This window comes from Candidatus Saccharimonadales bacterium, from assembly GCA_035457485.1.
GTDB lineage: Bacteria > Patescibacteriota > Saccharimonadia > Saccharimonadales > EFPC-124 > DATIBO01.
The window spans coordinates 142,697-160,400 of record DATIBO010000006.1; the positions used below are offsets into that span (position 1 = coordinate 142,697).

The window sequence follows — 17,704 nt, forward strand, 5'->3', positions numbered from 1 at the left end:
GTATGAGTATATTCGACATAATTTTAGTTCAACCAATTTTTAACATCCTAGTGTTTATTTACGGGGTTTTGCCAGGTCACGATTTTGGTGTAAGCCTTATTATTTTCACGATTTTAGTTCGCTTGTTAATGTGGCCACTTGTCAAAAAGCAGCTTAATCAGACAAAGGTTATGCGTGCATTGCAGCCAGAGCTTGCAAAAATTAAGGCAAAAACCAAGGGAAACAAGCAACTAGAAAACCAACTTATGTTGGAACTGTACAAGGAAAAGGGCGTCAATCCATTTGGATCAATCGGCCTGTTGCTTGTTCAGCTGCCCATCTTTATTTCCTTATTTGCAGTTGTTCGTTTAATCACAGAAAACCCTGATAACATCGATAAGTATACTTACCATATTCTTGATCAGTTACCAGCCGTACAGTCTGCAATTTCTGACGGTTTTCAAGCGTCGTTGCTTGGATTGATAGATCTAACTAAGCACGCAATTGAGCCAGGAAGCGGTGTAATTTACTGGCCTCTGCTAATTATGGCAATTATTGCGGCAATACTGCAGTATTTCCAATCAAAACAGCTTTTACCGGCTCCTAAAGAAAAGAAAAAACTTCGCGATTTACTAAAAGAACAAGCTGCTGGCAAGCAAGTTGATCAAGCAGAGATGAGCGCGCTTGTGACTAACAAGATGTCGTGGTTGTTCCCAGTCTTAACTTTTATGGTTGCAATTTACTTGGCTGGAGCCCTAGTTCTTTATCTGATGATTACCAGCCTTGTTGCCGTGCTACAGCAGTACCTTGTTCTTAAGAAAGACGAAACAGAACTAGATAAGATTAGCAATAAAACTAAAGCACGTGCCGAAAACGCTCAAACGGCCGAGATTGTGGAAGGGAAGAAAAGCAAAAAGAAAAGGAGAAAGTAATGGACGCTAATGCTTCAGTTGAATTTGCAAAGAAATATCTAGAAGATTTACTTTCGTTTTTTGGGCTAAACACGGTTGTATCTGTTCATCTTGAGGAAGATGTGATTGAGCTTAGCGTTCCATCGACGCACCTTAACGGTTTTTTAATTGGACAGCGCGGAGAGACTTTGCGCAGTTTACAATTTTTGCTTTCACAAAGCCTAAAAAATGAAAATGCTGAGCTGAACCGCGTGAATATTGATGTTGCCAACTACAAGAAACATCGAGCTGAGCGCGTGGCTGACCAGGTTAAGGATTGGTGTAGGCAAGTCATGGATAGTGGAGAAGATATGCATTTGCGCCCTATGAGCCCAGCGGATCGTCGGACTGCCCATCGAGTAGTTGCAGAGTTCTCAAATCTTCAGAGCGAATCCCAAGGGGAGGGGAGAGACCGTCATTTAGTAATTAGCCTTGCTTAAAAAATATATTTTAGAATTTTTTTACAAAAAAGCAAATTATATACGAAACAAGTAAGGGTAGTGGGGCGTGAAAATAAAAGTGCGTCTGAACCAAATTCTCAGACGCACTTTTATTGTGGAAAACTATGTGTTGTAAAAATATACATCAGACTTGTTGTAGCTCCCTACTGCCACTTCTCTATTTTGGGCTAACAGATTGACATCTGTTAATTTATTTTTCAAGGACTTTATTATAAACCTGCAGAGTTTCGGTTGCCATTTTTTTCCAGGAATATTTTTTTTGCTGCAGTATACCCTTTTTACTTAGCGTGTCTCGAAGTTTTTTATTCGTCAGAATATCATTAACGGCCCGAGCAATATCATCTGTACTATGTGGGTTAAAGTAATGAGCCGCATCTTGGTAAACCTCAGGCAAACAGCTGGCGCTACTACTAGCCACTGGCGCTCCGTATGCCATAGCATCTAGAGCTGGTAACCCGAAGCCTTCCATAAAGGACGCAAAAACGTAAGCCCTGCAATTGCTATATAGCCAGGCGGCAGCCGAGTCACTTACGAAACCTAAAAAATGCACGTTTTTGTACTGGTTTTGTTCAACCCAGTCTTTGTCTGCTTGACGCAGCTCGTCTATCTTGCCGGCAATAGCCAAATGTAAATCGGGGTGTTCTTGCAGAAGTTTTTGATGAGCTTTAATTAAACGGCGATTATTCTTGTACGGCTCCGCTCTGCCCAAGTACATTATAAACTTTTTCCCTTTAAGTTCTTGAACCTCTTGCTGTTCGGAAATAACTTCTAAAGAGCCTTCATATGTTACCGTTACCTTGTCTGGGTTTATATGACTAAAATTTACAAGGTCATTCTTGGTGAATTTGGTCGGAGTAAGTATCTGTTTGGAGCGTTTGGCAACTGCCAATAAAAGTCCACGAAATATAAGCTTTTTAGTGGCTAGTTCGACCGGATTCATATCGTTTTTGGTAATGCGTAACAAGTTTAAATCATGAACTGTAGTGACAGCAGGACGGGTGAACAAAAGCGGCTGTTGTGGCATACAGAAATGGACAAGATCGGGTTTTAATTTTTGCAACAGTTTCGCAAAACCTATTTGCTCACCAAAACTGTAGTCCTCAAAATCAGCGATTACGATTTTAAAATTTTTGGTCTTTGGTTTGTAGTAGTCCTTGTCTCTTTCGCGAACCAAGATCAAGAATTCGTGATGAGGCTTTAAGTCTTCGAGATAATTTATAAGCCGCTCAACGTATCGACCGGTGGTTGAATTTATAATTCGTGCGTCAATGGCAATTTTCACTTTTTATAGTATACAATTAATCCATGAGCAAGACAAAAATCTTTATAGAGGCGGTTCCTCTTGTTGATAAGCAAATGAGCGGAGTTCCCCACGCGCTTGCCGGTATTGTTGCCGCGATGGCTGCTAACAAAGAAATCATGAAAAATTATGAACTGATTTTAGTTGCGCCAAAAAATCGTCTTCACCTTTTGGATCGCTGGCCTGGTCTGCAGAATTGCTCTCGCAAAGCTATACCTATGAAGTTTCGAATAATGAACGGTTTAGGTAGACGCGGCTTGTTGCCACCGATGGATTTACTACTTGGTAGAGGTATTTATTTTTTTGGTAACTTTTTCAACTGGCCACTTACAAAATCTTCAAAATCTTTTACTTATATCCATGATATTTGTTTTGCGACCCACCCCGAGCTTGTTCAACCTGATAATCAAAAAATGCTAGCAAAAAATGTCCCCCGCTATATTCGCCAAACCGATTATGTCATCGCGGTATCCGAGACTTCACGTCGCGAAATAATTAGTGAATTTAATGTTCCAGAAAGCAAAGTAAAGGTTGTTTATAACGCAGCTGATACCAGTGCTTATTCTAAGACCTATTCTGTCGAAGAGGTTAAGCAAACCCAGCAAAAGTACGGCGTTTTTGGGGACAAGTATTTTCTATTTATTAGTAATATCGAGCCTCGCAAAAATATCGAGAGATTAATTGGGGCGATTGAAAAGCTACCTAAAGATGTTGGCTTATTTTTGGTCGGCGGCGATGGCTGGCTCAACGAAAAAGTCTTTAAAATGATTGATGAGCAAAATAAAAAAGGTCGCAAGGTGATAAAGCCTAAAACGTATGTAGATGATGAGGATGCCGCAAAACTATTGCAGGGCTCGCTTGGATTAACCATGCCGTCAATTTACGAAGGCTTCGGAATGCCTGCGCTAGAGTCTTTAACTATGGGCAAGCCAACTGTGGTCAGTAATATCCCACAATTTAAAGAGGTCGCGGGGGAAGTCGGATTTTACTGCGATTACAAAAATATTGATTCAATTGCGACAGCGTTGCAAAAAGTTTTAGATATGAACGATACAGAACGCACAAATTACTCACAAAAAGCAAAAAAACAAGCCAGTAAATTTTCTTGGGACAAAAGTGCAGCAGTGCTCGCTTCCCTATTTAATCAAGTTAAATTGTAAATAAAGTGCCGCCAAAATATATTCGCTTGTAATAATTTCCAATAACCTTAACTCGGGGTATAATATAATCTGACGTGAATAAGATTTTACAAAAATACCGCTATTCAGCAATTTTGCTGCGCCAACTTGTAATAACAGATTTCAAACTGCGATACCAAGGCTCTTTTTTGGGGTATTTGTGGTCGCTCCTTAGACCGTTGGCAATTTTCTTAATTTTGTATGTGGTGTTTGTCAGATTCTTAAAAGTTGGCGCAGATGTACCACATTTTCCGGTTTACTTGCTTTTGGGGATTGTAATTTGGAACTACTTTGCCGAAGTGACCAACAATGGCGTTAAGGCTGTGGTCGATCGCGGCGATGTATTGCGCAAAATTAATTTTCCCAAATATGTAGTTGTTTTATCTGGATCGCTCTCGGCGCTAATTAACTTGGCGATCAACCTGATTGTGGTTGGTGTTTTTATGGCGCTTAACGGAGCCGACACACAGGTAGGCTTGTTGATTTTTGTGCCCTTGTTAATCGGTGAGCTGTTCATATTCGCCTTATCGGCAGCATTTTTATTAAGCTCGATGTTTGTGCGATTCCGCGATGTTAATTATATTTGGGAAGTAATAATGCAAGGTGCATTTTACGCTACACCGATTCTGTATCCCCTTACACCTTATGTTCCTGCTACGTTGCAATCAATTGTTTTGATGAACCCGATTGCGCAAATTATTCAGGATTTGCGATTTATATTAATTACAGATCAAACCCAAACAATTGCAGCTGTTTGCGGTAGTGAGTGGGCACGTTTGATTCCACTTGCAATCGTGGCGACTGTGGCCCTGGTCTCGGCCGCATACTTTAAAAAACGCTCGCCATATTTTGCGGAGGATATTTAATGAATGATGATCTAGCCATTGAAGTAAAAAGTGTCTATAAAAACTTTTTACTGCCTCACGAAAAGCATAAATCCATAAAATCGACGTTTACTAGTTTGTTTAGAAGCAGGCTAAACAGCAAAAAAGAGATCCAGCACGCACTTCGCGACATTAGCTTTGATGTAAAAAAGGGCGAATTTTTTGGAATTGTTGGTCGCAACGGCAGCGGTAAAAGCACAATGCTTAAAATGCTGGCCGGAATTTACCAACCAACCAAGGGCCAGGTTAGCGTGCGCGGCAAACTGGTGCCATTTATTGAGCTCGGAGTTGGTTTTAACCCAGAACTCACTGGTCGCGAGAATGTTTATTTAAATGGGGCTCTTCTTGGATTCTCTAAGTCTGAAATTGATCAGAGATATGATCGCATTGTTGATTTCGCTGAGCTCGAGAAGTTCATGGACCAAAAGCTTAAAAACTACTCGTCCGGTATGCAAGTCCGATTGGCCTTTTCGGTTGCAATTATTGCTGACGCTGATATTTTGCTGGTTGACGAAGTGTTGGCTGTGGGTGACGCGTCTTTTCAGCGTAAATGTTTTGAATATTTTCATTTACTTAAAAAGAACAAAAAAACTGTTATTTTTGTTACGCACGATATGGGTGCTGTACGCGAATATTGCGACCGTGCGATCTTGATTGACCAAAGCAAATTAGTTAAAAAGGGTAAACCAAGCGACATTGCTGAATCTTATACTCGCCTGTTCAACGAAGAGGCCGAGGCTGCAATTAGCGAGGACAAGTCTGCGACTCGCTGGGGCAATAAAAAAGCAATTGTAGATTGGGTAAAAGTTGCCGACAAAAAATTAACTCCCGAGCAAAAGACAATTATAGTAGAGATGCAAGTTACGGCTAACCAAGATATAGAAAACCCCGTGGTCGGTTTTTCGATCAAAGACAGCGCTGATAACCGTTTGTTTGGAACCAACACCTTTATTAAGGGTAAAAAACTCGGGCTTCTTAAGCAGGGTGAATCGTTTAAAATCACTTGGCAAGCTCCAAATATTTTAGCTGACGGCAGGCACTATGTTGATGCCACAATCGAGGAAGCTGATAAAATTACAGTTTGTGATTGGTGGGTTGAGGCGGCTCAGTTTAACAGCTTCAATCCCGAGAAAACGGCCTATCATATTACCCCGTCAATTTCTGTAAAAATTACCGGAGACAAGTAATGTCAGAAGATGAAAAGATTAAACGTTTAGAGTCGAGAAATTTAAAATTAGAATTTGAAATCTCTAGGCTTAACCGCGACAATGCAAGACTGCATGCAGAGATTGGATTTTTGCGGGGTCGCGGCGTTAAGCTTTTAATGCACGAGATTATCCACAAAGTTGACAGCAAAATAACCAACAACCTAAAAAAACTTAATAAGCCGAGCGTTGGTCTTGTTGCAGACGACGAGCTGAACTTAGTTGAAAAGTCACATTCAAGAGCCGATTTGCTTAAAATTGCCCAAAGTGTAGATCTAAAAGCGTACTACGTAATTCCAAAAGCAAACTTAGCTTATCGGATTCCAATGATCGCCTACAAAACTGCTTTTAATAGTTTCTTACTTGGTGGTAGGGTTTTGTGGCGAGGTTGGTCAAAGGCTAAAAAATCAGTTAAAAAAGTGGTGAAGTAATATGAAAAAAACGATTTTAGTTGATGCTCAAGTTTTGCAAAGTAGCGCCTGGGATAGAGGAATGGGCAAATCTACTTTTAAACTTTTAAATGCTTTGCATAAGTTTTACAAGGGTGAGATTCATTTAATTTTTAACACTAACCTTCCTAAAAATCCGGTTATGCGTAAGCTAATTGTAAAAGAAATGCCGAATTTCGTGCAGCATGATATTGCGCTGCTGATTCCGAGCGATGTCAAAAAAGTGCATCTACTTCAAGAGCCTAATAAGCAGTTACTTGATGAATTTGTGTTAAAAAATCAGTTTGACCCCGAAAACACAATCTTTTATATTCCAGCTTTATTTTTGTGGCCGGCTTGTTCGGTCTTCCCTAGCGGAACTATAAACACAATTTTAATGCATGATATTATTCCGCTACTTTATTCTGATAAATATTTTTCTAGCATGCGTGTCGAAGACTACTTGGCTCAATTCAAGATGATCATGCAGGCTGACCATATTTTTACAGTATCCGAATCGGTGCGCGATGATATGCTTACGCATTTGGGGATTGAGGGCTCGCGTGTTAGTGCAATTAACGGCGCCGCTGTTATAGATGTTGAGCCAAGCAAAAGCTATGGCAAACAGTTTAAAAAACCGTTTGTTTTAATGCCGACGGGGAATGATTTACGCAAGAATAATCAGCGCTCTGCCGCCGCGTTTGCAAAATATCTAGAAAAAACTGGGCAAGATGTTGATCTTGTTACTACCTCTTTTTATACCGATTTTGAACAACAAGAGCTACGTCGCATCGTTGGTAGTATTAAATTCACCGGTAATGTCCAGGACCCCGAGTTAGTTTGGCTATTTGAAAACTGCCAAAGCGTATTGTTCGCATCTGAAAGCGAAGGTTTGGGCCTGCCGATGCTTGAGGCGGTTATGCATGGCAAGCCTGTAGTTTGCTCTGATATCCCAGTTTTTAAAGAGATTTCCCATGATGGTTTTTATTACGCCGACCCTTATAGTACAGAGAGTATCACAGTGGCGATTGAAAAAGCTCAAACGATTGGACTAAGCGCTGAAATGAAAAAGGAATATCAGCGAATAAAAGCGGACTTTACTTGGAACAATGTCGCTCAGCGTTTTGATGCCGCGATTGCCAACTTAAAACCAGCTCGCGGAATCGTTAAGCCAAAAATTGCAATTTTAGGACCAACGCCTTCTGGATACTCCGGTCCGGGTAAAATGTTAGGACAAATGCACCCAGCGTTGAGCCGCGCCTTTGATATTGATTACTATTTGGAAGCTAGTATTGTAGATGATCGAGATATTCGTCCTAACTATTTAAAATACGTGGCGGACTGTTACCCTGTTAAGTTCTTTAACGCCAAGCGTTATCGTGAATATGACGCGGTCGTTTACCACATGGGAAATAGCGAAAATCACTTAATAATTACCCAGCACGCTTTGGCGCTGCCAGGAATTGCTATAATTCATGACACACACATGTTCAATGTTTACCGCTTTTTGCGCGAAGAAGGCGTTATGGATAAGAGGCGAGTTGAGCTAGAAGAAAAATTAAACGCTTTGGTAAAAAATGAATTAAGTAGCTATGTTACGTCTATTGCTAACTCGCAGCTAGGATTAATAGTGCATTCGGATTACGCTAAGAACGCAGTTAATGATTTGCTTGAAGGCAAAGTTGAGCTTGTGCGCGCCGATCTCCCCTACCAAAACCCTGGCTTTAACGTGCATGAGCGCAAAGTTAACCAGATTCATATTGGCGTTGCCGGAATGTTAGCTGGAGTAAAAGGTTTGACTATGATCGAGGATTTAGCTAACGATCAACGATTTAAAAACTGCATTTTTGATGTTTTTGGCTTTAACTTTGCTGAGGCTGGTCTGTTAGAACGGTTAGAGTCGGTGGATAATATTCGCCTGACAACGAACTTAACCGATCAGGAATATCAGACTCGGATGCAGCATGTTGATGTTATTATAAATTTCCGTAACGAATATCGAGGCGAAAGCTCCTCTGTGACACTAGAGGCTATGCGCTTTGGAATTCCTTCGATCGTGCGAAATATCGGTTGGTATTCCGAGCTACCGGACGATTGCGTTATTAAAGTTGAATCTCAAAATCAGGTTGCCGAAGCTTTGGCGAAAATTGTAAAAGACGATAAACTGCGTGAGCAGATCGGCCTGACCGGCAAGAAGTTTATCGACGACAAGATTTTACATGAGTATTATGTTGAAAAACTTCAGCACTTGATAGAAAAAACTAACACTAATGATACATTGTCGCGCAGTAAGCTAGCCGGCGGAATTAAAAAAGGTGAAAAACTAGAGAAGTTACTGAGCTATGAGCAATAAAAGTACAATTTGGGTTGACCTAACTCACCTTCTTAACTGGGAGGGGCGTTTTACCGGAATTGAGCGACTTGAATATAATGTCGCAAAACATCTAGCTAAATTACCAAGGGTAAAATTTTTCTCGTATAATCAGTCAGCGCGCGCTTTTAATGAACTACCAGCGGAAACCTTGCATATTTTTGCCGACGGCTATGGTGGAATAAAAAAATCTAGTGCGCCCAGGAACGTTTCGCTACTCAATAAAATACTACCAATGGCTAAAAAAATTGCGCCACGTAAGGTCAGGACTTTTATTAAGAAGAACTTAATGATTAACGATGCGGCAAGTCGACTAGTTGTACCTCATCCGTTTATTGCTGGCGATACAGTTTTTGTAGCTGCTACCTTTAGCGACGTCGGTTTTTTGGATAACTTAATCGAGCTCAAAAAGAACGCTGGCGTTAAGCTGACTTACTTGGTTCATGACATAATTCCAATTGTTCGACCAAACTATGTCAAGCAATGGGATACTGATCATTTCAGTACATACTATTCTCGATTGATGCCTGCTGCCGATAAAATTCTGGCGGTTTCTAAGTCTACTAAAAATGATCTTTTGGAATTTTGCGAATCGCGTCGCATTGTTCCGCCATCGATTGAAGTTATTCACGAAGGCGGTGATTTTAACATCGTAAAAAATCCTGTTCGACCGGCTGAGCTCGGTAAAATAAAAGATTTTCTTCTTTGCGTAGGTACGTTCGAAGTCCGCAAAAATTACACAATTCTTTATTATGCCTACAAACAGGCTGTGCGCGAGGGCATAAAGCTGCCGCCGATTGTTTTGGTTGGTCGCACCGGATGGTTGGTTAACGACATCCAACACATCATTAGCAAAGATCCGGAGGTGAAAGATCTAATTTTACACTTTGACAGTATCGACGACAAGGGTCTGGCATGGGTTTTTAAAAACTGCATGTTTACGGTGCAGCCAAGTTTTTACGAAGGTTGGGGCTTGCCAGTTGATGAATCGTTGCACTATGGCAAACTTTGCTTAAGTTCAGATGCTAGCTCTTTGCCGGAGGTGGGGCAAGATTTCACAGAATATTTCTCTCCTTTTGATTCACGGGAGTGTATGGAAAAAATCGCATATTTCGCATCGCACCCTAGTGAAGTTAAAAAGCGCGAAGAAAAAATTGCCAAAAAATATAAACCTGTTTCTTGGCAGCAAAGCGCTCAACAGATATACGAAAAAATTAGCTAATAAATTTACTTTTACGTAGATGACTAATCACGATTTGTGACGGTGATAGTTTTTGGTCTACGGCTTTAAACTGATCTTTTTTAGGTGGATTGTTCAAAAAGTCGATCACCTTTTTAATGTCCAATCCAGAAAGTTGTACGTTATAGCCAAGGCCTTCTTGGCGTTCGGTTGCGAGCCGGTGGATCATCGTCGGCACACCAACAAAAAATGCATCTTCTTGTAAGCCACCACTGTCGGTAACGATGAACTCGGCATTTTTTACAATCTGCATGAAGTCAAAGTACGGTTGTTTTGGGATTCGCACGATATTTTTGCCTTGCAGGTATTTATTAAACCCGAGTGTTTTAATCTTTTCTTCGGTAGTAGAATGGTCTACGAAAACTAGCGGCAAGGCAGATTTTAAACTGTAACTGTATATGGCTTCTAAAATTTGCTTAAGCTCAGCTTTGCGCTCTAAAAGTTCGGTGCGATGTATCGATACTAAGCCGTATTTTGTAGGTAGCTTAAGTTTTTTAAAATCATTGGTTACGTAGTCTTCAGATTGATCCAACGCGTCCTTAGATGTATTTAGCTGCGTGTTAATAATCTCGCCCTTTGTGCTCTCTTTTTTAAGATCATCAACCGCACGTTTGGTTGGTGAGTAGTGTACCCGTGCAATTTTGGCAACTATTCTGCGGTCAATTTCTTCTGGGAATGGGTGCATGATTCTACCGCTGCGAAGCCCAGCCTCGACGTGGCCCACCGGCAACCCCAATGCTCGACCGAGGTAAGCCCCCACTACAGTTGTGAGTGTGTCGCCATGAACCAAAACAATGCTTTTAGTTTTATATTTTTTATCTGTTTTTTTGATAATACTTTTAATTTTGCCAAATTGTTTTGCGAAGTTGCCATGAATTGCGAGCATAGTCAGAAGCATTTGTGTCATGGTAACTACATCGCCACCCTTCCAGCCCTGAGATAAGTAAATATCAGGCTCAATGCCAGACATTTCATGGAAGTAGCTTATTTGCTTTCTCTGTTGCGAAGTGCAAATAAGTAATTGCTGGTCGCGCGGTACGCCTTTTATAATCCCCAACATTTTAATAAGTTCAGCACTTGTTCCATAAAAGATGACTATCATGTATATAGTTTACCAATTTTTGCAATATATTGCATGATATACTTAAAACATGAAAATTAGCGTAATTGGAACGGGCTATGTTGGTTTAGTTACCGGAACTTGCTTGGCTGAGGTCGGTCACGACGTTACTTGCGTTGATATAGATGAAACAAAAATATCAAATCTAAAAAAAGGGATCATCCCAATCTACGAGCCTGGTTTATCTGAACTAGTTTTAAAAAACTTTGAGTCGGGTAGCCTAAAATTTACAAACCAAAGCCCAGGAGTCAAAGATCCTGAGGCGATCATTTTTGCTCTGCCTACTCCACCAAATGGTGATGGCGAAGCTGACTTAAGCTATCTTTTGGGTGCAATTACTCATATTGCGCCGCAACTCAAGAAATATACTGTCTTGGTCAATAAAAGTACGGTGCCGGTGGGAACGGCTGCAAAAGTCACAGAGCTTGCGGGGAGTTTAACTAAAACTCCGTTCGATGTCGTATCTAATCCGGAGTTTTTAAAAGAGGGCTTTGCGGTAGAAGATTTTATGAAGTCAGATCGAATCGTAATTGGAAGCTCATCGCCAAAGGCAGTAAAGGTTATGCAACGGCTTTATGCTCCGTTCGCACAACAAGGTGTGCCAATTATTGTTATGGATGAAGCGTCATCGGAAATGACAAAATATGCCGCGAACTCGTTTTTGGCTACCAAGATCAGTTTTATGAACGAGATCGCCAATATTTGTGAGTTAACTGGAGCAAACGTAGAAGATGTGCGCCGAGGAATTGGCATTGATCCGCGAATAGGCGGCAGTTTTTTGCGGGCTGGCATTGGCTATGGTGGAAGCTGTTTTCCTAAAGATGTTTTGGCGTTGCATACAAGTTCGCAACTGCATGATTATGACTTTAAAATTCTTGAAGCAGTCATGCAGGTGAACGAGCGACAACGCGATATATTTTGCGACAAAGTTGCGAAGTACATAGGAGACTTAAAAGGTAAAAAACTTGCGGTTTGGGGGTTGTCTTTCAAACCCAACACCGATGATATTCGTGAATCTCCACCGCTCGGAATTATTTCTCGCCTACTTGGGTTGGGTGCGAATATCGTAGCTTATGATCCTGAGGCGGCTGAGAATGTTAAGAAAATTTTAGGCGATAAAATAATTTACGCAAAAACTGCGATTGAAGCCACAAAAAATGCCGATGCTTTATTATTGCTGACTGAATGGGACGAATTTGTAACTGCCGACCTTAAACAGGTAGCGTTAAGTTTAAAAAACAAACTAATAGTAGATGGGCGCAACGCGTATAACTCCCAAGACGTTAAAAACGCAGGCATAAAATACGTCAGTGTTGGAAGAAAGGTGATGTAATGAAAACTGTTTTAGTGGCGGGAGGGGCTGGATTTTTAGGCACTAATCTATGTGCGGCATTGCTCGATAAAAATTACAAAGTTGTTTGCGCCGACAATCTTTGTACCGGGCGCGAAAAAAATATTAAAGATTTAAAAACCAACAAGAATTTTGAATTTTTAAATTGTGATATTACAAAGGCATTACCACCTGCGATAACGTCGCAAAAATACGAATACATTTTAAATTTGGCTAGCCCGGCGAGTCCACCAAAATATGTTGAGCTCGCCATAGAGACTTTGATGGTCGGGTCGGTCGGAACTAAAGCTTTGCTTGATCTGGCCCTAAGCAATAAAGCGCGCTATGTTCACACTTCGACTAGCGAAGTTTATGGTGATCCGCTAGTGCACCCGCAACCTGAAAGCTACTGGGGTAATGTTAATTCGTACGGCAATAGATCAATGTACGATGAATCCAAACGCTTTAGCGAGGCATTAATTTGGGTTTATAGAAACCAAAAAAACCTAAATACCGGAATTGTACGAATTTTTAACACCTATGGACCACATATGGATCCACAAGATGGCAGGGTTGTTTCTAACTTTATAATCCAGGCGCTAAAAGGAGATCCAATAACACTTTATGGCGAAGGCCAACAGACTCGCAGTTTTTGCTACGTAGACGATCAGGTAGCAGGGATAATTGCGTTGATGGAGAGCGATGTCGAAGGTCCTGTAAATGTTGGAAATCCAGATGAGTTTACAGTCAAAGAGTTGGCTGACGAAGTTTTAAAGCAGACTGGCAGTAAATCTAAAATGGTTCATATGCCCTTGCCGCCCGACGATCCGACACGCAGACAACCTAATATTGAGCTGGCAAAAAAGCTGCTTAATTGGCAACCAAAAGTTAATCTACAACAAGGCTTAAAACCGACCATAGTCTATTTTAAAGGTGAGCTTGGGGTCTAGTTTTTAGTAATTTGACGAACAACGTAAAGCGGACGACCCTGGCTCTCGTTTAAGACGCGCGCGATATAAACGCCGATGAGGCCTTGTGCGGCCAAAACCATGCCAACTAAAAACAGAATTACAAAACCAAGAACTGCGGTTCCGGTAATGTGCAGCCGCATAGGATCACCTAAAATTACCTGTTCGATTAGCCAAAAAAGTCCGGCACCAGTGCCCAAAAAGATAAACAAAAGCCCCACGTACCCCGAAATGTAAAGCGGTACGGCACTTAGCGACACGAAGGAGTTAATTGCCGTTTTAGTAAGTTTTTTAAAATTGTAGCTGGCTTTGCCGAACTTGCGTTCGTTGGCGTCAAAATAAACGTAATCACGGCGATAGCCTAGCCAGTCGATTAAGCCACGTGCAATGCGGTCGTTTTCTTTAAACTTATTAAATTCGTCTATGACCTTGCGGTCAACCAGTCTGAAGTCGGTTGATTTTGGTACGACTTCTCTTTCTGATATTTGGCGGGTAATTGAGTAATAAGCCTTTGATCCGTAGCGTTTTACAAATCCTTCTTTTTGGTTTTTGTCGCGCACACCAATTACTACATCGGCGCCCCTTTGCCATTTTTCTATAAATTTGCCAATTAGTTCAACTGGGTATTGACCATCGGCATCGACAAAAATTGCTCCGTCGCCTTTACAAATTGCCAGACCGGCACTAAGGGCTGCCTCTTTGCCGAAGTTGCGCGAAAATTCGATTATCTGGACGCTGATTTTTTCTTGCGGCTTAAGGCTCTGTAGAACTTCTTGAGACTTATCAACGCTGCCGTCATTAACGTAAATTACCTCAAAACTGTGAGGTTTAAGAGATTTTAAAGATTTGATTAAAGTTTCGTGTAGCCAAACTAGGCCATCTTGCTCATCTTTTACTGGGATGATAACGCTAATAAGTTTAGATTGTTCGCTTTTCACTTTAAACTCCTACTTTTTACATAATAACAGCAACTTTGCAAACCTGCGAGCTTTAACTTCTGTGCTAAGATATAAAATATGAATTTATCGCAAAACCTTCGCGGCCATTGGAAAAAAAATACCTTTTTGCGCAACAATATTATTGTTTTTTTTGGTTCCATTTTAACCTCAGCCTTTAGCTACTTCTATTATCCGATCATGGCGCGCATGCTCTCGATCGAAGAATTTGGCGAGATTCAAACTCTTGTCTCGCTTCTTACTCAGGCTTCGTTAATTTTCGGCGCCATCAATATTGTGTCAGTCGTCTTGATCGCAAGTAGTAAACGCAACAAGCACGGCGAGCGTTTTATTTTTGAGCTGCAAAAACTTACGCTTTATATTGCGATTGGGGTTAGTCTGACTGTGGCAATTTGTTCTATGTGGGTCACAAATTTCTTTCACTTCCCGTCAGTTTGGCCGCTCTTAATTACGCTTGCGGCCTTTATAGCTGGAGTGCCGGTGGTTTTTTGGAATTCATATTTGCAGGCAAGGCAAAATTTTACCGCCATGAACGCATTTGGCTTGGTTGGTGCGGCAGGTAAATTGATCTTAGCTGTTTTTTTGGTTTTCCTTGGTTGGGGGGCGATTGGTGCGGCCTTGGCAGTGCTTTTAGGCCAGTTTGCGGCGTTAACTTTTGCCCGAATGCGGTACGATGTGCCACGGTTAACGGAGCTGTTTAAGGAGCGCCTACCAAACTGGAAAGTCTTAAAAGTGGAACTCAGATATACCGCTATGGTAATTGTAGTGAGCTTAAGTATAACCTTACTTTATTCCGGTGATATTTTGCTGGTTAAGCACTATCAAAGTCCCGAAGAAGCTGGAGCATATGCTGGAATTGCCTCCATCGCTCGAATTATCTTCTTTTTGACTCTGCCATTTGCAACTGTACTTTTGCCTGCCGTTCATAGCGAATGGAAACAACGCGAAAAAACCTTAAAGCGATCGTTTACTTTAGTTATTGGGCTTGGCGCGTTCGTTGCGGTGGTCTTTTGGGCGTTTGCACCACAAATCGTAAGCCTAATGGTTGGATCGCGCTACATTGATTACGCCTATCTCTTACCTGAACTTTCGCTTGCTATTTTACTTATGTCGATCGCTAACATACTATTTTATTACATGCTTTCGATTCGCAGTATTGCGAGTTTGTTCATATCGGTTATTGGAGTGGTGACTTTTTTTGGTCTTTCGACATTCAACCACTCTACTAGCGAGCAAATTGTCATAAACATGATCGGCTCGAGTATAGTTACGGTGACGCTGCTTGTTGTGACATTGAGTGTATGGCCGCGCGTGAGCCGAGTGCTTACGAGCAAAATTAATCTGGAAACCAAGGAGTAATATGAAATCCCGAAAAATCAATGAATCAACTTTTACTATAGTTTCTAACGGATACGCTGATGGACCTGCCCAGGCTCTACGTGATTACTTAATAAAACACAAAGCAAAACGTGTTACTACAATCGCTCACCCGCTTGTACCAGAGGGCGACAACTTACATATCATTACCGAATATGCTAACGGCAAAAAGACTGAAAAATCTTATCGACTACCCCACAAGCCGCCTTTTACGTATCCGTTTGATCTTGTAGTTCCGGCTATTCCCAAAAAAACCACAGTTTGGTTTGGCTTTAATAACTTGGCAGTTCTGCGCGGTTTAGAGCAACGAAAATGGGGGCGCACTGACAAAGTTGTTTACTGGGCAGTGGATTTTTTTGCTGATCGTTTTGGTAAGGATTCGCTTGCAACTAAAGCTTATAATGCAGCCGACAAAATGGCGGTCAAAAAATCCAACGCGCGCGTAGAGCTTTCGCCGGTTGGTGTTACGGGGCGTAATGAGTATTTGGGCTTGTCTGCAGACGCAATCGCGCCAACTCAGGTTGTGCCGATGGGCGCGTGGTTGGATCGAACTCCAAAAGTGCAAAAATCTGCTTTTAAAGATAAGAAGGTCGTTTACCTGGGCCATTTGGTAGAGCGCCAAGGAGTCGCTACTCTAATCGATGCAATTAAGATTTTGGTGGATGATGGCGAAAAAGTAAAAGCCGAGATTATTGGGGCTGGTCCGTTGCTCGAAGATCTTAAAAAGCAGGCCAAAGATTTAGGCATCGAAAAGAATGTAACTTTTCATGGTTTTGTTAAAGATCATAAAGACGTTGAATCTATTCTAGCTTCGGGGATGTTGGCCGCCGCTCCTTATAAGCACGAAGAGAACTTTGTTCAATTTGCTGATGCCGGCAAGTTAAAAGCTTACTTGGGTGCGGGTTTGCCAATTGTTTTAACTGATGTGCCAAATAATGCACAAGAACTACAAAAGGCTGGCGCGGCTTTTGTGGTAGACGAAGATCCAAAAGCTTTTGCAAAACCTTTAAAAACTCTGCTTAACGACGAGAAGAAATGGTGGGCAGCGCAGCAGTCAGCTATGAAGGTGGCGAAAGAATTTGACTGGAATGTGACGCTCAAAAAAGCAATGGAAAACATTGGAATCGTTGAATAGTTTTAATCTTGTGGTATAGTATTTAAATTCGGCAATACTACTTCTATGAGCCTAGGCTCAGAAGGTGGCGAAGAATGGAAGTTTTCGATTACTCGGATCTGCGACGCACGCGCGTCGTGGAGGAGGAGATCTTCGGTCCGAGCGTCCTGTTCGAACAGGAGCCTGGTCATGAGATGGCCGGTGGTTACATCAGCGATGGTGCCTACGCCGAGCTGCTCGACAAGACGGTGATTGTCTGCGCCGACGTCGTGTTCTACGACCCTTTGGTCAAGACGATCTACCTCGCGACACGCCGTAACCTGCCCATGCGTGGGCTGTGGTGGATTGGCGGCCGGGTTCATGCCGGCGAGACGTCTCTCGGGGCAATCCAGCGGATCGTTCAGCGCGAAACCGGGCTTCGGCTCGACAGCTGGCGGCTCGCGTCGCTGAACTGGATGCCACGATACCACTGGAGCGAGCGCCAGCAGGAGCCGCGGAGAGCCGGCAGCGACAACCTCTGCTTCATGTTCAAGGCGCAAATCAGTCCGCTCGAGGCAATGTCCGCCTGGAGCGGACTGGACGCCAACGAGTACATCAAGGGTGCGGGCCTGTTGGCCTACACTCGCAGTGATCTCAGCGAGCTCCTCGATGCCGGTCGGCTCCATCCCGTCATCTGGCAGGTCTACAACGAGATCTTCCCGTCACGCATCACGCGCATCCGCAACCGACTGGCTGGCGTCATCGCCGGCTGACGGGAAAGAGCACAACAAGTAATGCCGAAAACGCCTCGAGCTCATCGCTCGGGGCGTTTTCAATTCTGCAAAGAAAGTCACGGCACCTCCG

At 42.3% G+C, this 17,704-nt stretch carries 16 protein-coding genes; 13 read left to right on the plus strand and 3 right to left on the minus strand.

What is annotated here, in order from left to right; all coding sequences use genetic code 11:
* Positions 1 to 2 precede the first annotated feature (2 nt).
* Both VLA77_00845 and VLA77_00850 read left to right on the plus strand, forming a co-directional pair.
* Positions 3 to 911 carry a YidC/Oxa1 family membrane protein insertase gene (locus tag VLA77_00845; GenBank protein ID HSE29116.1) on the plus strand — a complete coding sequence of 303 codons (909 nt, stop codon included), beginning with the start codon at positions 3 to 5 and terminating at the stop codon, positions 909 to 911.
* Positions 911 to 1,369, plus strand: coding sequence for a R3H domain-containing nucleic acid-binding protein (locus VLA77_00850; protein ID HSE29117.1), 459 nt, complete (start codon positions 911 to 913; stop codon positions 1,367 to 1,369). Before VLA77_00845 ends, VLA77_00850 begins: the two co-directional genes overlap by 1 nt.
* A 211-nt stretch (positions 1,370 to 1,580) precedes the next feature.
* Here VLA77_00850 and VLA77_00855 read toward each other — a convergent pair whose 3' ends face one another.
* Positions 1,581 to 2,672, minus strand: coding sequence for a glycosyltransferase family 1 protein (locus VLA77_00855; GenBank protein ID HSE29118.1), 1,092 nt, complete (start codon positions 2,670 to 2,672; stop codon positions 1,581 to 1,583).
* A 23-nt stretch (positions 2,673 to 2,695) separates the two neighbouring features.
* Between VLA77_00855 and VLA77_00860 the strand changes: the two genes are divergently transcribed.
* From VLA77_00860 to VLA77_00885, 6 genes are all read left to right on the plus strand, one after another.
* Positions 2,696 to 3,850, plus strand: a complete 1,155-nt coding sequence (locus VLA77_00860; GenBank protein HSE29119.1) for a glycosyltransferase family 1 protein — start codon at positions 2,696 to 2,698, stop codon at positions 3,848 to 3,850.
* Between the two features lie 74 nt (positions 3,851 to 3,924).
* On the plus strand, positions 3,925 to 4,734 hold the full coding sequence (locus VLA77_00865; GenBank protein HSE29120.1) for an ABC transporter permease: 810 nt from the start codon (positions 3,925 to 3,927) through the stop codon (positions 4,732 to 4,734).
* Positions 4,734 to 5,939: an ABC transporter ATP-binding protein gene (locus VLA77_00870; protein HSE29121.1), complete on the plus strand. Its 1,206-nt coding sequence runs from the start codon at positions 4,734 to 4,736 to the stop codon at positions 5,937 to 5,939. Before VLA77_00865 ends, VLA77_00870 begins: the two co-directional genes overlap by 1 nt.
* Positions 5,939 to 6,388, plus strand: a complete 450-nt coding sequence (locus VLA77_00875) for a hypothetical protein (protein HSE29122.1) — start codon at positions 5,939 to 5,941, stop codon at positions 6,386 to 6,388. Before VLA77_00870 ends, VLA77_00875 begins: the two co-directional genes overlap by 1 nt.
* A 1-nt stretch (position 6,389) precedes the next feature.
* Positions 6,390 to 8,738 (plus strand): glycosyltransferase, encoded by a 2,349-nt coding sequence (locus tag VLA77_00880; GenBank protein HSE29123.1) that lies wholly within the window; start codon positions 6,390 to 6,392, stop codon positions 8,736 to 8,738.
* Positions 8,728 to 9,978, plus strand: coding sequence for a glycosyltransferase family 1 protein (locus VLA77_00885; protein HSE29124.1), 1,251 nt, complete (start codon positions 8,728 to 8,730; stop codon positions 9,976 to 9,978). The genes VLA77_00880 and VLA77_00885 overlap by 11 nt, the downstream gene beginning before the upstream one ends.
* Here the strand turns inward: VLA77_00885 and VLA77_00890 are convergent.
* Complete coding sequence (locus VLA77_00890; protein HSE29125.1) at positions 9,971 to 11,098, minus strand: UDP-N-acetylglucosamine 2-epimerase; 1,128 nt, start codon at positions 11,096 to 11,098, stop codon at positions 9,971 to 9,973. The genes VLA77_00885 and VLA77_00890 overlap by 8 nt on opposite strands.
* Before the next feature lie 49 nt (positions 11,099 to 11,147).
* Here VLA77_00890 and VLA77_00895 point away from each other — a divergent pair, with 49 nt between their 5' ends.
* Together VLA77_00895 and VLA77_00900 are read left to right on the plus strand one after the other, a co-directional pair.
* Positions 11,148 to 12,449 carry a UDP-glucose/GDP-mannose dehydrogenase family protein gene (locus VLA77_00895; GenBank protein ID HSE29126.1) on the plus strand — a complete coding sequence of 434 codons (1,302 nt, stop codon included), beginning with the start codon at positions 11,148 to 11,150 and terminating at the stop codon, positions 12,447 to 12,449.
* Entirely contained in the window at positions 12,449 to 13,396 is a 948-nt protein-coding gene (locus VLA77_00900) for a UDP-glucuronic acid decarboxylase family protein (GenBank protein HSE29127.1), read from the plus strand. The genes VLA77_00895 and VLA77_00900 overlap by 1 nt, the downstream gene beginning before the upstream one ends.
* Here the strand turns inward: VLA77_00900 and VLA77_00905 are convergent.
* On the minus strand, positions 13,393 to 14,352 hold the full coding sequence (locus VLA77_00905; GenBank protein ID HSE29128.1) for a glycosyltransferase family 2 protein: 960 nt from the start codon (positions 14,350 to 14,352) through the stop codon (positions 13,393 to 13,395). The genes VLA77_00900 and VLA77_00905 overlap by 4 nt on opposite strands.
* Before the next feature lie 78 nt (positions 14,353 to 14,430).
* On the opposite strand from VLA77_00905, the gene VLA77_00910 reads away from it, so the two are divergent.
* The 3 genes from VLA77_00910 (at position 14,431) to VLA77_00920 (ending at position 17,613) form a co-directional block, all read left to right on the plus strand.
* On the plus strand, positions 14,431 to 15,729 hold the full coding sequence (locus VLA77_00910) for an oligosaccharide flippase family protein (protein ID HSE29129.1): 1,299 nt from the start codon (positions 14,431 to 14,433) through the stop codon (positions 15,727 to 15,729).
* A 1-nt stretch (position 15,730) separates the two neighbouring features.
* Entirely contained in the window at positions 15,731 to 16,882 is a 1,152-nt protein-coding gene (locus VLA77_00915) for a glycosyltransferase (GenBank protein ID HSE29130.1), read from the plus strand.
* Between the two features lie 74 nt (positions 16,883 to 16,956).
* Entirely contained in the window at positions 16,957 to 17,613 is a 657-nt protein-coding gene (locus VLA77_00920) for an NUDIX hydrolase (protein HSE29131.1), read from the plus strand.
* Positions 17,614 to 17,704 lie beyond the last annotated feature (91 nt).